Here is a 16,672-nt window from a genome sequence, read left to right on the forward strand (position 1 = left end):
TTATAACTCTCAGGGTTTGGTTTGCAGGCGAAAATCTTATAACCGCTGTTTTACTGGCTTAAAGTCATGACCCCGTCGCAATGCTCCCCTCAACTCATAAAAATCTGTAATGTTTAGGTTTGCCCCCTTGATGTAAAGCAACCGCCATGTCGACCCTCGATCTTGAATTACTGCGCACCTTCATCGCCGTGGTCGATCACCACAGCTTTGCCGAAGCCGGCGCCCAGTTGTCTCGCACACAATCTTCAGTGACCCAGCACATGCAACGCCTGGAACAGCAGGTCGGGGTAAGCCTGTTCGAAAAACGCGGACGGCAAAAACAGCTCACGGAAGCCGGCCAGCAATTGCTGCGGCATGCGCGACAGATGCTATCGCTCAATGACGACGTCCTCAGTTCGCTGCGTGAGAGCAGCCTCAGCGGCGTGCTGCGCATCGGTTCGCCCCACGACATCGCCGACACCATCCTGCCCCCGATCCTCAGTCACATCGCCCGCTCGGCCCCGCGCTTGCGCCTGGAAATCGATGTCGGACGCAGTCCGTTCCTGATGGACGACTTGCATCGAGGCAAGGTGGATATGATCATTTCCACCCGCCAGGATCCGAGCCTTGAAGGCTTCGCCTTGCGCACCTCGCCGGTGTGGTGGATCTGCTCGGCCCAGTACCTGCACAACCCCGGCGAACCGTTGCCGCTGATTCTGGTGGATGAGCCCAGCATCTATCGCCGCTATGCCCTCGAGGCGCTCGAACGCGCCAAGATTCCCTGGCGCCAGGCCTACCTGGCCTCCAACCTGATCGGCATCAAGGCCGCGACCCGCGCAGGCTTGGGTGTCACGCCCCGGAGCATGGAAATGCTCGGTCCGGACATGCGGGTATTGGGCGAAAACGATGGTTTACCGCGACTGCCGGACGTGACTTATCACCTGTGGATTCGACCGAATACCGTCAACCCATTAGTGCGCCGGGCATATGAGTTGATCCGCAACAGCCAGGGGCACGGGAACTGATGTGCCGTTACCCCTTATGAGTTCTTGCCCAGCGTCAGGCTTGCGAGCGAATCCGCTCGACCAGACGCGCCTGGAGTGCTTCCAGCTCATCCGGATCGGCCTTGCCCCTGCCATGCACACCGGGCGCCTCACCGTCCCAACGAGGAATGATGTGCATGTGAATGTGATAGACCGTTTGCCCGGCCACAGCACCATTGAACTGCGCGACCTGAACCCCGTCCGGCTGCAATTCGTCCACGATGATCCGCGTCAGGCGCTGCACGGCAGACATCATCGCACCCAGGACGGCGGGCTCGACCTCGAGGATATTGCGCGCCTGGGAGGCTTTGGGGATGACCAGGACATGGCCGCGCGATTGAGGGAAGAGATCCAGGAAGGCCAACACATCGGCGTCTTCGTAAATCTTGTAGCACGGCGCATCGCCGCGAAGGATCAGCGCAAAGATGTTCTGCGGATCGTAATGACCGTGGAGACTCATGATCACTCCTTGAATGGGTTTAGATAGGTTGGTGGGCTGCCGGTAAGAGATTTAACACAGTCAGAGGCCCACTTGAAGCCAAGGGCTGGGCTTGCTCGCGATGGCCGCGGCTCAGCCGCCATCAGTGCTGGCAGCCAAGCCGCTTTCACGAGCCCCCGTCAGCGTAACGGCAATTTTTTGCTGCAGCTCACTTTGCGAAAACGGCTTGTGCAAGACCGGGTAGCCGGCGTATTCGGCTGGCAGTCCGCTGGCGCCGTATCCGGTGCTGAACAGGAAGGGAATATGGCGACCGCGAAGGATTTCGGCCACCGGAAAAACGCGCTCGCCAGCCAGGTTGACGTCCAGGATCGCCAGATCGACCTGCGCCGAGCCGGCCATGTCACGTGCCGCCGCGAGCCGGGCGACCGAGGCCACCACTTCGCATCCGAACTCCTCCAGCATGTCCTCGATCAACAGGGCAACCGCGCCTTCGTCCTCGACGACCAGCACCCTGACGCCTACAAATGGGGTCATGCCCCGGTTACCCCAATCAGGAACGAAAAGCGGCAGCAAACGCCTTGCGGAGCGTAGGTAAGGTCGAACTTGCCGGCCAAGTCGCGCTCGATGCAACGCTGCATCAAGCGAGAACCCAGCCCTTCCCGTTCCGGCGGTGACACGGGTGGTCCTCCTTGTTCGCGCCAGTCGAAGGTCAGCAATGTTCCGCCCGCCCGGGCTTGCAGGTGCCAGGTGACGGCAAGCGTCCCGCTCTCGACCGACATCGCACCATATTTCAGCGCGTTGATCGCCAATTCATTGAGGGTCATCGTAAGATTGAGCGCCACGCGAGTGCCGACGTCTGCAGAAGGGCCTTCGATCACGATGCGGCCAGGCTCATGCCCAAACACCGGCATCAGCACTTCGTGGGCCAGGGTGTCGAGCGGCGTCTGCCCCCAATGCCGTTTCGTCAAGAGATCGTGTGCCCGTGACAAGGCCAAAAGCCTTGCCTCGAAACGCCTGTAGCCGTCTTTCGCATCCTCTGCGTTGCGTGCTGTCTGGGCTGCCAGCGATTGCACCGTGGCCAGGGTGTTCTTGACCCGGTGATTGAGCTCATCGATCAGCGTCTTCTGCCGATTTTCCGCCTGCTTTCGCTCGGAGATGTCGACCAGCATGTTGATGGCGCCCACCAGGTTTCCATCGGCATCATGCAAAGGCGTGGGATAAGGCGTGAACGGAACGCGGCTACCGTCCGGCCGTTCTGCAACGGCCTCGACGCCGCGTATCGGCCGGTTTTCCTTCAGGGCCACTGCCATCGGGCATTGATCGTGAGGCAGCGCGGTTCCGTCCGTATTGAACAGCTTCCAGGTCACACACCACATGTCGCCCAACTGCGGTGTTCGTCCCGACAGTTCCACGGCGGCGCGATTGTAGAAGGTGATGCGGCCATCGGCGTCGGTGGTGTACACCGCAGCAGGCAACGCCTCGAGAAGATTGCGCATGTGCCGTTCGCTTTCGCGGACCTGGTTTTCCATCCGTCGCGCCAGCGTGACGTCCTGCAGCACTCGCACGCCATAACGAAACGTACCGTTGGCGTCCCTCACCGAGGAACTGTGGATGTCGAGGTAAACGACCTCGCCATCGGGCTTCACCGCGCGCTTGCGAAGCACGTAGTTATCAAGTTCACCGGCCACCTGGCGGGCGTACAACCCGGCGTCCTGCGGGATGCAATCCGGGTGGGTATAGTCCAGGAACGTCATCGACAAGAGCTGTTCCCGCGAGCGGCCCAGCATGTTGCACAGGGCGTCGTTGACGCGGAGCAAGCGACCGTCGACGTCGGCCTCGGCAATACCGATGGTCGCCGCTTCATAGGTCGCCGAAAGTCGGTCATCGCTGTCCTGGCGCGCCGCCTCGGCTGCATGGACACCGCTCCGATCTATGGTGAAGCAGCGCGTATTGAAGAGTTTCCCGTCTTCGAACCGGCCATTGGAAGTGATCATGACATGCTTGATTGAGCCGTCCTTTGCTCTCAGCCGCGCCGGGTAGCTTTGCAGGCAGTCGCCGCTGCCCAGCTTGGCGAGGATGTCGCCGATAACCGGTTCGTCGACATGAAACTCGGTGATGTGGCGGCCGATGTACTCGTCGGCCGAGTAGCCCAGCAGCGCCAGCTCCGCCTTGTTGGCGCGCAGGATAATGCCTTCGCCGCTGACGATATGCAGGCCCACCGCGCTGTTTTCGAAAAAGTCTTCCAGGTCGGCGCTCTTGCGCCGAAGCTCCTCGGCCATGGCGTGGTGCGCCGAAACGTCCTGGAAGCAGTTGATCACCCCTTGAATGACGCCTCGGCAATCCTTGAGCACGCGGATGTTCATCAGCGCCACGAACCGCGAGCCATCCGGGCGCTCGATGAGCACTTCCTGATTGCGCGAGGCAATGCCGGTATTGAGCGCCAAGGCTGTCGGGCAGTGTTCGAATGCCAGCGGCCTACCGTCGGTCAGGAACAGTCGATGGGCGCCGCAGAAACGGTCACCGTTCTCCCCAAGTGCCGGCGCCCTTCCCCATAGCTCGGCCGCCTCACCGTTGTACCTGACGAGCCACCCCTCGCGATCACAGAGGTACACCGCACCAGGAATGGCATCAAGTGCGCTCGTCCCCATCGCGATCAAGCTTTCGTACTCGCTTGGTGTACGCGTTTCCCTGGGTAGCTCTTCAATGTTCGACATCAGTCATCCTCAAGCCGCCTGGCTGAAACCTTTCACAGGGCATCAATGGATGTCTAGATCCCTATTCACCGAGCGAGTTCAGGAAAAACTCAACGTCACAACCTCGCACCCTGAAACAGTGCCTGAGGTTCCTGGACCATTAACATCCGCATGCGCATAAGTGGCGCCGAACATTCCAACGCACACAACTGCTCCATCGCCGTTTCGAAACCAATATTCGCTTCATGCCGCTTGTACGGCCAGTCGATCAGCTTCCTTCCGGGCGCGCAGATGCGCGATGTCCGGAAACTCGCCAAGCCATAAATCGAGAGCCTTCACGGCGCTTGACGGCGGACAAACCTCTACTATTCTCTGAATTGGCCATGATCCGCGCCCTTACCTCTTACCTAAGGGCTTAAATGACGATAACGAGCGAGCAGTTGAGAGCGGCAAGAGCGCCACTGCTGTGGGACCAGAAGTCGGGCTGAAGCTGAACATACCCAGCCTTGGTTGTAGTTTTCACAACAGCACCTCTCAGGATAGCCCCATGGAGAGTGCGTGATGAACAAAACCTATAATTTGCTTGTGAAGTTCACTCCAGCCAGTATTTCCAACGTAGTAAATGGAAAGATATTTTTCAATGAATCAGAAAAAATATCAAAGGATGCGAGTTTTTTATCTAACTTAGAATATCGCCATGCCATTCCGGATTTGGCAGAGACAGGCGAAATAAAAAACGAAGAAAACAGCATTGACTTCTCTCAATACAAGGGGCTCGTTTATATTAAAAACGCCCCCTGCATGCCATTCGAAGAAGTGCAGCGCCTCGCAACCGCGTTGAAGAATATGGCCATTGTAGAATATGTCGAGATCGAGCCAGTCGAACCTGTGCCTGATCCAGTCGAGCCTGCTCCGACGCCGTCAGGCGAATGCATGTCAGCAGGCCCCACGAGTACAACGCCGAATTTTGTTGATCGGCAAGATTATCTCCAAGGTGATTCGGGATCAAATGTTATCGGTATAGATGCCATGAATGCCTGGCGATTATTTGAGGCCACAGGGCGAGGAATTAGATGTGCAGATATCGAAAACGGCCATTTTGCTTACGACCATGAAGATCTGGAAGGCTCTAATTTTGTAGAGCTCGTTCCAATGCCCGGTGAGAATACTAATGACCACGGGACTGCAGTTGCTGGTATCGTCTTTGCTAGAAACAATGCATTTGGCATGTTGGGCATCGCCTATGACATTGATGTATTTTACGGGATTTCGCAGGGGCCTCTTGGCCGTGTTGGCGGTATAGCTGAGGGCTTGAGACATTTAAGAGCCGGGGACGTATTTATATATGAAATGCAAACTGGCGGCCGTGAGAACGAACTTGTACCCGCTGATTTCAATAGAGGTGTTTGGGATATAACGAAACAGGCCACCGATGCTGGAATTATTGTTGTCGCCGCCGCCGGTAATAGTGGTGAAGATTTAGACCATCCGTTCTATGATGAATATAGAGGCCGTGGGGATAATGGGAGCATTCGCGTCGGCGCTGGAACGCGGACAGGCCGTAATTGGTTCTATTTTTCTACATATGGCAGCCCGATACATTTACAGGGGTGGGGTGATGGCTACGTAGCTACTTGCGGCGTGGGTGATCTTTTTAATGAGGGGCGGACGAAGACTTACACCTCACTTTTTGCCGGAACCTCTGCGGCCACGGCAGTTGTAGCGGGGGCCGTCATTGCGGTGCAGTCATGGTTTAAAAGAAAGGGCACGGTAATAACGCCAAGACACATGAGAGAGCTATTAATTCGGACGGGGTCACCTCAAGGAACAGGTGGGCATATCGGTCCACTTCCCCATATCGTGAACGCCATTGCTTCACAGTCTGCGGCCGAACTGCCGGCGTCGGCGATCTAAAGAGACCAGTGGCAGCCAGCTCGATCCGCTGGCTGCCGTGACCACGCGGACGATGCTGGTGCCGCAATACGGTGAAATGGCAAGTGCCGCCCCCTACACTTCTGCGCGCCTCAAAACTTGAAGAGCGCCTGGGGTGCCTGGAGCATTAACGCATGCATCAGCGACGCCGAACATTCCAATGCGCGCAACTGCGCCATGACCGTCTCGAAGCCGACATGCGCTTCATGCTGAGTGTGCGGCCAATCGCTGCCCCACACCAGGCGTTCGGGGCCAAAACTGCGTTCCAGCACCGCCAACGAAGCGCGGGCGAATTCAAGGTTTCGCGGGGCCGTTGCACCCAATCGATAGATACCGGACACCTTCATCCACACCTGCCCACCCTGCCCCAGCGCCATCAATTGGGCAAAGCCAGGTTGATCCAACCCCAGACGCGCATCCGAGCGACCGAAGTGATCGACCACCAACCGGACGCCAAACGGCAACAGTTGACCGATCAGCCCCGGCAAGTCCGCCAGGTTGGCATGCAGCTCGACATGCCAATCCAGTTCGGCGAGATGACGCAAAAAAACGTTCCAGGCAACGTCACGAAAATCAGGCAACGCCTTGCCCATCAGGTTCAAGCGCACACCGACCACCCCCAGCAGGGCCATGTCGTCCAGCTCGGCCCGGCTGACGTCTCGCTCCACCACCACGACCCCGCGCAACTGCTGCGGTGCTTGCCGCAATGCAGCCAACAGGTAGCGGTTATCGGTGCCAAGAAAGCTCGGCTGCACCAACACCCCATGACTCAAGCCGTGGACGTGCAGGTGGCTCAGGTATTGAGCGAGCGTAGCGTCATAGTCAGGCGTGTAGCGCCGGACAGCCGCCAGTTCCAGCCCGCGGCTGAACACGTGGGCGTGGCAGTCAATGCCGGTGATCGGCGTAGTACGGATATCAAGCATGGGTTTCATCTATCGAAAATAAGGAAAATCAGGCTCGGGCGCCCTGGCCGTCACTCTCCACCACAGGCGCCGATGCCGCAGTGGCTTCCAGGCTGCGGCCGCGGGTTTCCGGCAGGCACAGCGCCGCGATCACCGCCACGCCGTAGGCGATCCCGGCGTCGATGCCAATGGCCGAGCCCAAGGACATGGAATCGCTCATGTGACCGACCAGGAACGGGAACATCGCCGAGAGCACCCGGCCAAAGTTGTAGCAGAACCCCACGCCGGCACCGCGCACATCCGCCGGATACAACTCGTTGAAAAACGCTCCGAGGCTCGCCGGAATACCGGCCGCGAAGAAGCCGAGCGGGAACCCCAGAAACAGCATCTGGGTGTTGGTCAACGGCAGGAACACATAACACTGCACGGTGACCACGCAGCACAACGCGAACAACACGATGTTCTTCCGCCGTCCAATGCGATCGATCAACAGGCCACTGACTACGCAGCCGCACCAGAAGGCGAAGATGATCACCGCCAGATAGCCGCCGGAGTTGAGCACCGACAGGTTGCGCTCGGTCTTGAGGAAGGTCGGCAGCCAGGTCATCACGGCGTGGTAACCACCGTGCGCCCCGAGCCCCAGCAACCCGCCAAACAAGGTCACGCGGATCAACTCGGGGCGAAAGATACCGGCCAGGGATTTGAAGAAACTTTGCGGGATGACGTTGTCTTTTTTCAGGCGCTGGAAACTGTCGGGCTCTTCAACGTTGCGCCGCACCCAGATGATCAGGAACGACGGCAGCAGGCCCACGACGAACATCACCCGCCAGGCCATGTCTTGCGGCACGAGGGAGTAGATCAGCGTGAAGACGCCGACCGCCAGCCCCCAACCCACCGCCCAGGCGCTTTGCACCGTGCCCATGACCTTGCCGCGATACTTGGGGTTGATGGTTTCGGCCATCAATACAGCGCCGGCGGCCCATTCCCCGCCAATCCCGAAGCCCTGCAGCGCCTTGACGATCAACAGCTGGTGGAAGCCTGTGACGAATGCCGACAGAAAGGTGAAGAACGAAAACCACAAGATCATCCACTGGAGCGTGCGCACCCGACCGTAACGGTCCGACAACGTCCCGCCGACCCAGCCGCCAATGGCCGAAGTGACCAGGGTCACGCCGCTGACCAGCCCGGCATCGCCCTTGCTCAAGGCGAACGCGGCGATCAACGCCGGGATCGCCAGGCCGAACATCTGTACTTCCAAGGCGTCGAGCGACCATCCGCCGAAACAGGCCCAAAACGTTTTGCGCTCCCGCGCAGTGACTTGGCGATACCAACTGAACATGATTGTTATCCTTATGGGTGGAACGAAAGGCAGCCGAGAGCGAACCGCGCCGCTACAGGGCCAGTCATGACAAACAAAACGGTAGGGACAGCGGCGACCGACTCGCCGCTAGCCAGGTGGAGTCAGCGGATTTCCACGCGGTAGCGGAAATGCTCGGCGTGCCCGCGCGAGCGTCGCCACTCCAGGGGATTGCCGGCGTAGTCCCGCGCCAGACGCTCGATCACCACCACCGGGCTGTTGACCGGTACTTGCAGCAATCGCGCGTACACCTCATTCACCGATTCGGCGGTGAGGGTTTCTTCGGCATAGGCGACAACCTGGCCGCAAACCTCTTCATAAATGGGGTAAAGCAACGGGCCCTTTTGACTCAGGTCGATTTCGAGCAAGGTTTGGAAGCGGCTACGGGGCAACCAGATTTCTTCGGCGAGCACCGGCGCCACATCCAGCAGACGCACCCGCACGATGCGAATCACCGGCGCATCCGTCGGCAGTCCCAGTGCCTGGGCCACCGCCGAAGGCGCGGCCACCGGCTCCACGGACAGGATCCGGCTCTCGGGAACCCGGCGTTCGCCTGAAGCGCTTTGAAAGCGGAAAAAACGGAACAGCGACGATTGGAATTGCGGCCGGCGAATGAAGGTGCCGCGCCCTTGCTGGCGCTCCAGGACGCCCTCGCTGACCAGCGCATCGATGGCCTTGCGCACCGTGCCGGTAGATAACTGGTATTCGGCTGAAAGTGCCGCCTCAGTAGGAATCGCCTCCCCCGGACGCCAACGGTTATTGGCGATCTGCTCAGCCAATTGGTCGCGTAAACGTTGATACAGCGGCAGGCGGGCATCACTGGAGAGAGATTTCATCGACCTTATTCACCTTGTTATCTAGTCATATATATGAATATGAGTGGCGAGTATTTACCTAGGCGCGATGGCTGTCAAGAAATGCCAGGGTGGCTCGTTGACGAATGGTAAAGCCAATGATGTAGCGGCCCGCAATTAACAACGTTTAACTCGCACGCTCGCGCCCCACGCCCAAGAATGAAGCCCTCTGCCCAGACCTGGTTTCTCAAGCGCCAAGCTGCTCGGTCACCCTGCGCCGCGCCGGACGCTTCCCACCTGGCTGCGCGTAGTGCCGCCCCTTCGCCCGCCCAATTTCACATGGAAATGAAGCATGTTGCCTGCACCACACCACTCAACCGCCGCCCTGAAGCCGCTCTGGCTGCTTGCCCTGCTCACAAGCGGCACCGCACCGGCGATGGCAGCGGAACTCGCGCAAAGCACGCCTGGCTTTCTCGACGGGGCGACGCTGCAAGTCCTCAGCCGTAACTTCTACCTCAACAATGACTATCGCGCCCCGACCCCGGCAGGCAAAAGCTACAAACAGGAATGGGCCCAGGGCTTCATCGCCTCGTTCGAGTCCGGTTTCACCCCCGGCACAATCGGCGTAGGTATCGATGCCCACGGGTTCCTGGGGTTGAAACTGGACGGCGGCAAGGGGCACTCCGGAACGGGATTATTGCCGCTGGATGAGAACGGGCGAAGCGAGGACCACTACTCCAGTGCCGGCGGTGCGCTGAAATTCAACGCCTCACGCACCACCCTGGCGGTCGGCGAAATGACGGTGCAGAGCCCGGTATTCGATACCGCAGACAAGCGCCTGCAACCCGAATACGCCAGCGGCCTGCTACTCTCCAGCCGCGAGTTCGAAGGGGTCGACCTGCAAGCGGGTCACTTCAGTGCGTTCAAGAATCAGGACGCCTCGACCAGCAAGGGTGATTTTTCCGGGTATGGAGCGACGACGCGCCACGGCGTCATCGACTTCATCGGCGCCGACCTGCTCAGCGGCCAAGCCCTGGGCGGCGCGCTCTACGCCTCCGAACTGAGCGATACCTGGCGCCAGTACTATGCCAACCTGCATGCCACCGTTGGCGAACTGTTCCTCGACGGCAACCTGTATCACACCCGCGACGATGGCAAGGCCATTGCCGGGGCCATCGACACCACAGCCTATAGCCTGAGCGGCAAGTACCGGTTCAATGCCCAGGCGTTCACCCTGGCCTATCAGAAAATCAACGGCGACACACCCTTCGATTTCGTCGGCGGCGACTCCATCTACCTGGCCAACTCGATCAAATATGCCGACTTCAACGGCCCCGGCGAGCGCTCGTGGCAAGCGCGCTACGACCTCGACCTGGGCACCTTGGGCATCCCCGGCCTGAGCTTCATGGCCCGCTATGTGACTGGACGCGGGATCGACGGCAGCCATGCCCCCCAAGGCGGCGCCTACAACCCGTTCGACAGCGACACCGGCACTTACAGTCCGCAACAAGGCGCTGGCGGACACCATTGGGAGCGCGACCTGGACCTGCACTACATCGTGCAGTCAGGCCCGGCCAAGGACCTGTCGTTGCAACTGTCCCACGTCACCCATCGCGCCAACAGCAGCCAGGGCGGCGATGACATCGACCGGCTGTATATCGTCATCCAGTACCCGCTCAAGCTGGGGCCGTTCTGACCTTCGCGCGTCAGGAAACCGAAGGTGGACGAACACGCGCAGCGCCCGCCTGTTGCCCATGCCCCATATATCCGCTGATTACTTGCGCGAGGCCTTATCGTCGGTCATCCGAGTGGCCCGGATGCTTGCCTCCTCGGCGGTACGTTGGGCCTGCTCGGACATTGTCTCGGCCTGCTCAGCCTTCCTGTAGGCCTCATCCGCCCTGAGCCTTGCCGTTGCAGCGTTATTTTCCGCCGATTCCAGTCGGGCATCCACTTCTTGGGCGAGCTTGTTACAGCACCCGGCAGTGGTTGCCAGAAAAATGCTCATTAATACGACAGGTAAGTATCTATTCAAGGCCATGGTTATTTCCTCGGTTAAGCACAGCAGGAAAACGGCTAGCAACTGGCTCGAGTATCTGGCAACACCCCCTGCCCACTCTGATCCTTGTCAACTGCATGGCTCGTCCGACGCCCACACCGTGACTCACTTGAACCGAGTTGATTTAGCTCAATGTCTTTGCAGCCCTCAGGCGTAGAAAAAGCAAACCAGGGAGCCGGCGATCTCCCCGACCATTTATGCGCGGCCTGTTCGTCCGAGGCCTTTTATTGAGTCGAGGCCATGAAAAAAAACCACCAATGGAACCTGTCCTACTTCTTCATTGCACTGGCCGTGTTCAGCCTGGTGCAGTTCCTGTTTTTCGAACGCCCCGCGGTGCAGGTCATCCCCTATAGCCAGTTTTTGCAATTGCTGAACAATCGGCAGGTCAGCGATCTACGGGTAGAGAAGGACCAGATCCGCGGCCAGTTGCAGGAACCCATCGACGGCCACACCCAGTTCGCGACCGTGAGGGTGGAACCGGCACTGGCGGCGGATCTCGCCCACTCGGGGGTCGGGTTCACCGGCATCAACGAAAACACCTTCCTGAGTGGCCTGCTGGGCTGGTTGCTGCCCTTCGTGCTGATCATGGTGATCTGGCATTTCCTGTTTCGTGGGCTGGCGGAAAAACAGGGCATGGGTGGTTTGATGAACATCGGCAAGTCCCGCGCCAAGGTGTTCGTCGAACGCGATACCGGCGTGACCTTTGCCGACGTTGCCGGCATCGACGAAGCCAAGGTCGAGCTGGTGGAGATTGTTTCTTTCCTCAAGGACAAGGCGAAATACGCACGCTTGGGGGCGCACATTCCCAAAGGTACATTGCTGGTCGGTCCGCCAGGCACCGGCAAGACCCTGGTTGCCAAAGCCATCGCTGGAGAGGCCGGCGTGCCCTTCTTCTCGATATCAGGGTCGGAATTCGTCGAGATGTTCGTGGGTGTCGGCGCCGCTCGCGTGCATGACTTGTTCGAACAGGCCCGACAGGCCGCGCCCTGCATCATTTTTATCGACGAGCTCGATGCGCTGGGCAAAATGCGCGGCGTCGGCGTCCTGGGCGGCAATGACGAAAAAGAGCAGACCCTCAACCAGCTGTTGGCAGAACTGGATGGATTCGACCCGCGTGAAGGGGTCGTGCTGCTGGCGGCGACCAACCGCCCCGAGGTATTAGACCCGGCGCTGTTGCGAGCCGGCCGGATCGATCGACAGATCCTGATCGATCGTCCCGACCGTAAAGGCCGGCAAGCGATCCTCAAGGTTCACCTGCAGAAGATCGTCACTGGCCAGGACCTCGATAGCGAGCGTATCGCCGACATCACCACGGGTTTTACTGGCGCAGACCTGGCCAACCTGGTCAACGAGGCCGCCATCATCGCCACTCGACGCGGTGCCGAAACGGTCAGCCTCGACGATTTCACCGCGGCCGTGGAGCGCATCGTTGCCGGGATCGAACGCAAGAGCAGCCTGTTACATCCCGATGAACGCCAAGTGGTGGCCTACCACGAAATGGGGCATGCGTTGGCGGCCAGCAACCTCCCGGACATGGACCCGGTCCATAAGGTATCGATCGTGCCGCGCGCCATTGGCTCGCTGGGCTATACCCTGCAGCGACCGACGGAAGATCATTTTCTCGTCAGTTGCCAGATGCTCAAGGACCGCATGGTCGTGCTGATGGCGGGACGTGCCGCCGAATGCCTTGCCTACGGCCAAGTCTCGACCGGGGCCGCCGATGACCTGGCCCACGCCACGGACATCGCCCGACAGTTGATCACCCGCTTTGGCATGAGCACAGAGCTGGGCCTGGCGGTGCTGGAACGCAAAAGTGCCAGTTACCTGGGCGAGCGCACGGAAATGGGTGACAAGGACTACTCGGAACAAACCGCCAGGGAAGTCGACCTGGGTATCCGCGCCTTGCTCGCTGAAGCCTATCAACGCGCCAGGACACTGCTGGAAAGCCATCGGGAAGACCTCGACGCCGGGGCCCATCTGCTGGTGGAAAAGGAAACCCTGACACCTGAAGAGTTTGCCCCGCTCCTGCCACTCAAACGCGCTGCGCTGGCTTTGCGACTGGTTTGACAGCGCCTGGCCGTTGATCGATCGGTCACGGCGTGAACGAATCCAACGCCCCCCCCTGTACGCCCACCCACGACGCAATAGCGTCATCTACAAGTCCCATAGTGAAGGTTTGCACCCCCATCCTTTGTACCCGTTCTGCGTCTATCGATAGCCGGTATGGCTTTAGGTGACAAAAAACAGGCACGGCTGAGTTGTTGTTCTATGCTTGCCCCAACTATAGGAAATTTTCCCCATGGCCGAGTCCGAACCGCGACTTCTGCACGTGCATGCTCTCAAGACCGCTTGCTCGAACTGCAGCGTGCTTGAGCTGTGCCTGCCCATTGGCCTGACGGGCGGTGAAGTCGAGCGCCTCGACACCCTGATCGCCCAGCGAGTGAAGGTCAAGAAAGGCGCAGCGCTGTATCGCACCGGCGACCCGCTGCGCTCGTTGTATGCGGTGCGATTGGGTTTCTTCAAGACCAGCGTCCTTTCGGTAGACGGTCGCGAACAGGTCACCGGTTTCCAGATGCAAGGCGAAATGCTTGGCCTGGACGCCATCAGCACCGATCGCTACGCCTGTAATGCCATTGCCCTGGAAGACAGCGAAGTCTGCCCGCTACCCTTCAACCTCCTGGAAAAACTGGCCCACGACTTACCGTCGTTGCAGCACAACCTGAACAAACTCCTGAGCCAGGAAATCGTGCGCGACCACGGCATGCTGTTGATGCTCGGCAACATGAACGCCGACGAACGCCTGGCGGCGTTTCTATTGAACCTGTCCCAGCGGCTTAACATGCGAGGTTATTCCTCCAGGGAATTCGTGCTGCGCATGAGCCGCGAAGCCATCGGCTCCTACCTGGGCCTGCGCCTGGAAACCATCTGCCGGGGCATCGCCCACCTGCGCCAGGAGGAACTGGTGGACATGCATGGGCGCAATGTCACGATTCTGGACTTGCCCGGCCTCAAGCAAAAAGTCGCCGGTTGTCATCGTCATGCGGAACTGTGATGCCTGCTCTGCATGACATCTGATCTACGTCAATACCCCTCCACGCCTTCAAGCCGAGATTAAGACTCAGCGTTCGAACCTTTGCATCGACGAAGGTTACCGAACCTCCCGTCTCATGGAGGCTTTGATCATGGCAACGCACCTGCAAGGTACAGAACCGGTCATCCCGACCGTCACACCTCACCCTTTGGCCGGCAGTTTGCGAAAGGTCGAGCCCAGACGCCTGTCGCTGAGTTTGTTGATCGCTCTGGTCGTCGGTTCGATGATCGGCAGCGGCATCTTCAGCCTGCCCCAGAACATGGCAGCCAGCGCCGGTGCCGGAGCGATCCTGATCGGCTGGCTCATCACCGGGGTGGGCATGCTCTCGCTGGCCCTGGTCTACCAGACTCTCTCCAACCGCCAACCGGAACTGGACAACGGTGTGTTTGCCTACGCCCGTGCCCTGGGTGGCGAATTCCTCGGTTTCAATTCGGCGTGGGGCTATTGGATCAGCGCCTGGATCGGCAATGTCAGCTACCTGGTGATTCTGTTCGCTGCGCTCAGCTACTTTTTCCCCGTGTTTGGCGAAGGCAATAACAAAGCCGCGATCATCGGCGCGTCCGTGGTGCTGTGGGCATTGCATTGGATGATCCTGCGCGGGATGCGCACCGCCGCCAAGGCCAACGCCCTGACGACGATCGCCAAGGTGCTGCCGTTGCTGTTGTTCATCGGGCTGGTCATTGCCGCATTCTCCAAGGACACCTTCATGGTGGATTTCTGGGGCACGCCGGCGCTGGGCAGTACGCTGGACCAGGTCAAGAGCACCATGTTGGTGACGGTCTGGGTGTTCATCGGTATTGAAGGCGCCAACGTATTCTCCGCCCGGGCCGCCGAACGGGCCGACGTCGGCCGCGCCACGGTGATTGGCTTCATCCTGACATTGATGCTGCTGATCGCCGTTTCCCTATTGTCCTTGGGCATCCTCAGACAGCCCGAACTGGCGGCGCTGAAGAACCCTTCCATGGCCGGTGTACTGGAAGCGGTAGCCGGGCCTTGGGGCGCGGTGCTGATCAGTATTGGCCTGATTGTGTCGGTGGGCGGCGCGCTGCTGGCCTGGACGCTGTTGGCAGCCGAATCGGTGTTCACCCCGGCCAAGGAAAAGGTCATGCCGCGCCTGCTGGCCACGGAAAACCAACACGGCGCACCGGCCAACGCGTTGTGGATCACCAACGGCTGCATCCAATTGTTCCTGTTGCTGACCCTGTATTCGAGTGCCAGCTACCTGGCGCTGATTTCTCTTGCCACCTCGATGATCCTGCTGCCCTACCTGTTCAGTGGCCTGTATGCACTGAAAATGACCTGGCAAGGCCAGACCTACGCCGGCCATCGCGGCCTGCAACTGCGCGACATGGCCATCGCTGTGGTCGCGACGGGCTATTGCGTCTGGCTGCTCTACGCCGCCGGCCCCCGCTACATGCTGCTGAGTGCCCTGCTCTATGCGCCCGGCTCGCTGATCTACCTGAGCGCTCAACGGGCCAGGACGGGCCGGGCCCTCACTGGTTTTGGCTGGGGCCTGCTGCTGGTGATCTGGGCGGCGGCGATCTTCGCCGGCTGGATGCTCTGGTCCGGCCAACTGTCTTTGTAAGTTCGCAAGCGTGCATTGACCCGTTCGGCAACGGTATCTGGTCATCTGTTCAGGTACCCGCCCGAACATCACCCAAGAGGAAAATCAAATGTCCAATTCAGTGAAAAAGATGCCGGTCAAAACCGAAGACAACGCTCCGCATCCCGCCAAGACTGACCTCAGGCATCCATTTGAAAAGCTCCGCCAGCAGGTGGATCGCCTGTTCGATGACTTCAATCGGGGCACAGCGCTTTCTCCTTTCAGTCGCGGATTGTTCGATGTCGAGCCCTTCTGGCGTCGCGAGTTCTCCATGAGCAGCCTGCCGGCCGTTGACATCAGCGAGAAGGAAAAGAGCTTTGAAATCACCGCCGAGTTGCCCGGCATGGATCAGAAAGACATCGAAATCCGTCTGGCCAACGGCAACCTGATCATCAAGGGGGAGAAAAAAGACACCAAGGAAGAAAAAAGAAAGGGTTATCACCTGTCCGAGCGCCATTACGGCTCCTTCGAACGCGTGTTCAACCTGCCAAAAGGCGTCGACAGCGACAAGATCGAAGCCCAGTTCAGCAAAGGCCTGCTGACGCTGACACTGCCAAAAAAACCGGAAGCACTGAAAGCGGAAAAGGTCGTGCCGATCAAGGCCGACTGATCGCTTTGAACCCTGCCCCTCGCCGGCCAACGACGAGGGGCTTTTTCACGCCTGTGCTTATTTCAGGCCGAATGCGTCGTTGACGCGGCCGGCCCCTTCGCGAGCAGGCTGGCTCCCACTCTGGAGCGTGGCGCGCACAAATCCGGTGGGCACAGAAAATCCCCTTGCTCGCC

14 protein-coding genes are annotated in these 16,672 nt (G+C 59.5%); 7 read left to right on the forward strand and 7 right to left on the reverse strand.

All coding sequences use genetic code 11. The annotated features are described in order from the left end of the window. Positions 1–146 precede the first annotated feature (146 nt). Positions 147–1,004 (forward strand): LysR substrate-binding domain-containing protein, encoded by an 858-nt coding sequence (locus V7773_RS09575; protein WP_336073174.1) that lies wholly within the window; start codon positions 147–149, stop codon positions 1,002–1,004. A gap of 34 nt (positions 1,005–1,038) precedes the next feature. Here V7773_RS09575 and V7773_RS09580 read toward each other — a convergent pair whose 3' ends face one another. From V7773_RS09580 to V7773_RS09590, 3 genes are all read right to left on the reverse strand, one after another. Then, on the reverse strand, positions 1,039–1,482 hold the full coding sequence (locus V7773_RS09580) for an HIT family protein (RefSeq protein WP_336073175.1): 444 nt from the start codon (positions 1,480–1,482) through the stop codon (positions 1,039–1,041). 111 nt (positions 1,483–1,593) lie between these two features. Further along, on the reverse strand, positions 1,594–1,995 hold the full coding sequence (locus V7773_RS09585) for a response regulator (protein ID WP_336073176.1): 402 nt from the start codon (positions 1,993–1,995) through the stop codon (positions 1,594–1,596). Further along, positions 1,992–4,175: a PAS domain-containing sensor histidine kinase gene (locus V7773_RS09590; RefSeq protein WP_336073178.1), complete on the reverse strand. Its 2,184-nt coding sequence runs from the start codon at positions 4,173–4,175 to the stop codon at positions 1,992–1,994. Before V7773_RS09590 ends, V7773_RS09585 begins: the two co-directional genes overlap by 4 nt. 540 nt (positions 4,176–4,715) lie before the next feature. Between V7773_RS09590 and V7773_RS09595 the strand changes: the two genes are divergently transcribed. Further along, positions 4,716–6,068 carry a S8 family serine peptidase gene (locus V7773_RS09595; protein WP_336073179.1) on the forward strand — a complete coding sequence of 451 codons (1,353 nt, stop codon included), beginning with the start codon at positions 4,716–4,718 and terminating at the stop codon, positions 6,066–6,068. Positions 6,069–6,178: 110 nt separating this feature from the next. Here the strand turns inward: V7773_RS09595 and V7773_RS09600 are convergent, their stop codons facing one another. From V7773_RS09600 to V7773_RS09610, 3 genes are all read right to left on the reverse strand, one after another. After that, positions 6,179–7,009, reverse strand: coding sequence for an amidohydrolase family protein (locus tag V7773_RS09600; RefSeq protein WP_336073181.1), 831 nt, complete (start codon positions 7,007–7,009; stop codon positions 6,179–6,181). 28 nt (positions 7,010–7,037) lie between these two features. Then, positions 7,038–8,327: an MFS transporter gene (locus tag V7773_RS09605; protein ID WP_063321548.1), complete on the reverse strand. Its 1,290-nt coding sequence runs from the start codon at positions 8,325–8,327 to the stop codon at positions 7,038–7,040. Between the two features lie 122 nt (positions 8,328–8,449). Then, entirely contained in the window at positions 8,450–9,181 is a 732-nt protein-coding gene (locus tag V7773_RS09610) for a GntR family transcriptional regulator (protein WP_072347413.1), read from the reverse strand. Between the two features lie 310 nt (positions 9,182–9,491). Between V7773_RS09610 and V7773_RS09615 the strand changes: the two genes are divergently transcribed. Then, entirely contained in the window at positions 9,492–10,835 is a 1,344-nt protein-coding gene (locus V7773_RS09615) for an OprD family porin (protein WP_336073183.1), read from the forward strand. A 78-nt stretch (positions 10,836–10,913) separates the two neighbouring features. On the opposite strand, the gene V7773_RS09620 is transcribed toward V7773_RS09615, so the two are convergent. Then, positions 10,914–11,177 carry an Lpp/OprI family alanine-zipper lipoprotein gene (locus V7773_RS09620; protein WP_092141710.1) on the reverse strand — a complete coding sequence of 88 codons (264 nt, stop codon included), beginning with the start codon at positions 11,175–11,177 and terminating at the stop codon, positions 10,914–10,916. 258 nt (positions 11,178–11,435) lie between these two features. Here V7773_RS09620 and ftsH point away from each other — a divergent pair, with 258 nt between their 5' ends. From ftsH to V7773_RS09640, 4 genes are all read left to right on the forward strand, one after another. Further along, complete coding sequence (gene ftsH / locus V7773_RS09625; RefSeq protein ID WP_063321557.1) at positions 11,436–13,262, forward strand: ATP-dependent zinc metalloprotease FtsH; 1,827 nt, start codon at positions 11,436–11,438, stop codon at positions 13,260–13,262. Positions 13,263–13,494: 232 nt separating this feature from the next. Then, on the forward strand, positions 13,495–14,247 hold the full coding sequence (fnr, locus tag V7773_RS09630) for a fumarate/nitrate reduction transcriptional regulator Fnr (RefSeq protein WP_063321558.1): 753 nt from the start codon (positions 13,495–13,497) through the stop codon (positions 14,245–14,247). Between the two features lie 130 nt (positions 14,248–14,377). Then, positions 14,378–15,871, forward strand: a complete 1,494-nt coding sequence (arcD, locus tag V7773_RS09635) for an arginine-ornithine antiporter (protein WP_336073185.1) — start codon at positions 14,378–14,380, stop codon at positions 15,869–15,871. Positions 15,872–15,959: 88 nt separating this feature from the next. Further along, positions 15,960–16,499: an Hsp20/alpha crystallin family protein gene (locus tag V7773_RS09640; protein WP_336073186.1), complete on the forward strand. Its 540-nt coding sequence runs from the start codon at positions 15,960–15,962 to the stop codon at positions 16,497–16,499. Positions 16,500–16,672: the final 173 nt, after the last annotated feature.

The sequence above is a fragment of the Pseudomonas sp. 3JA genome (genome assembly GCF_036961705.1).
GTDB lineage: Bacteria > Pseudomonadota > Gammaproteobacteria > Pseudomonadales > Pseudomonadaceae > Aquipseudomonas > Aquipseudomonas fluorescens_Q.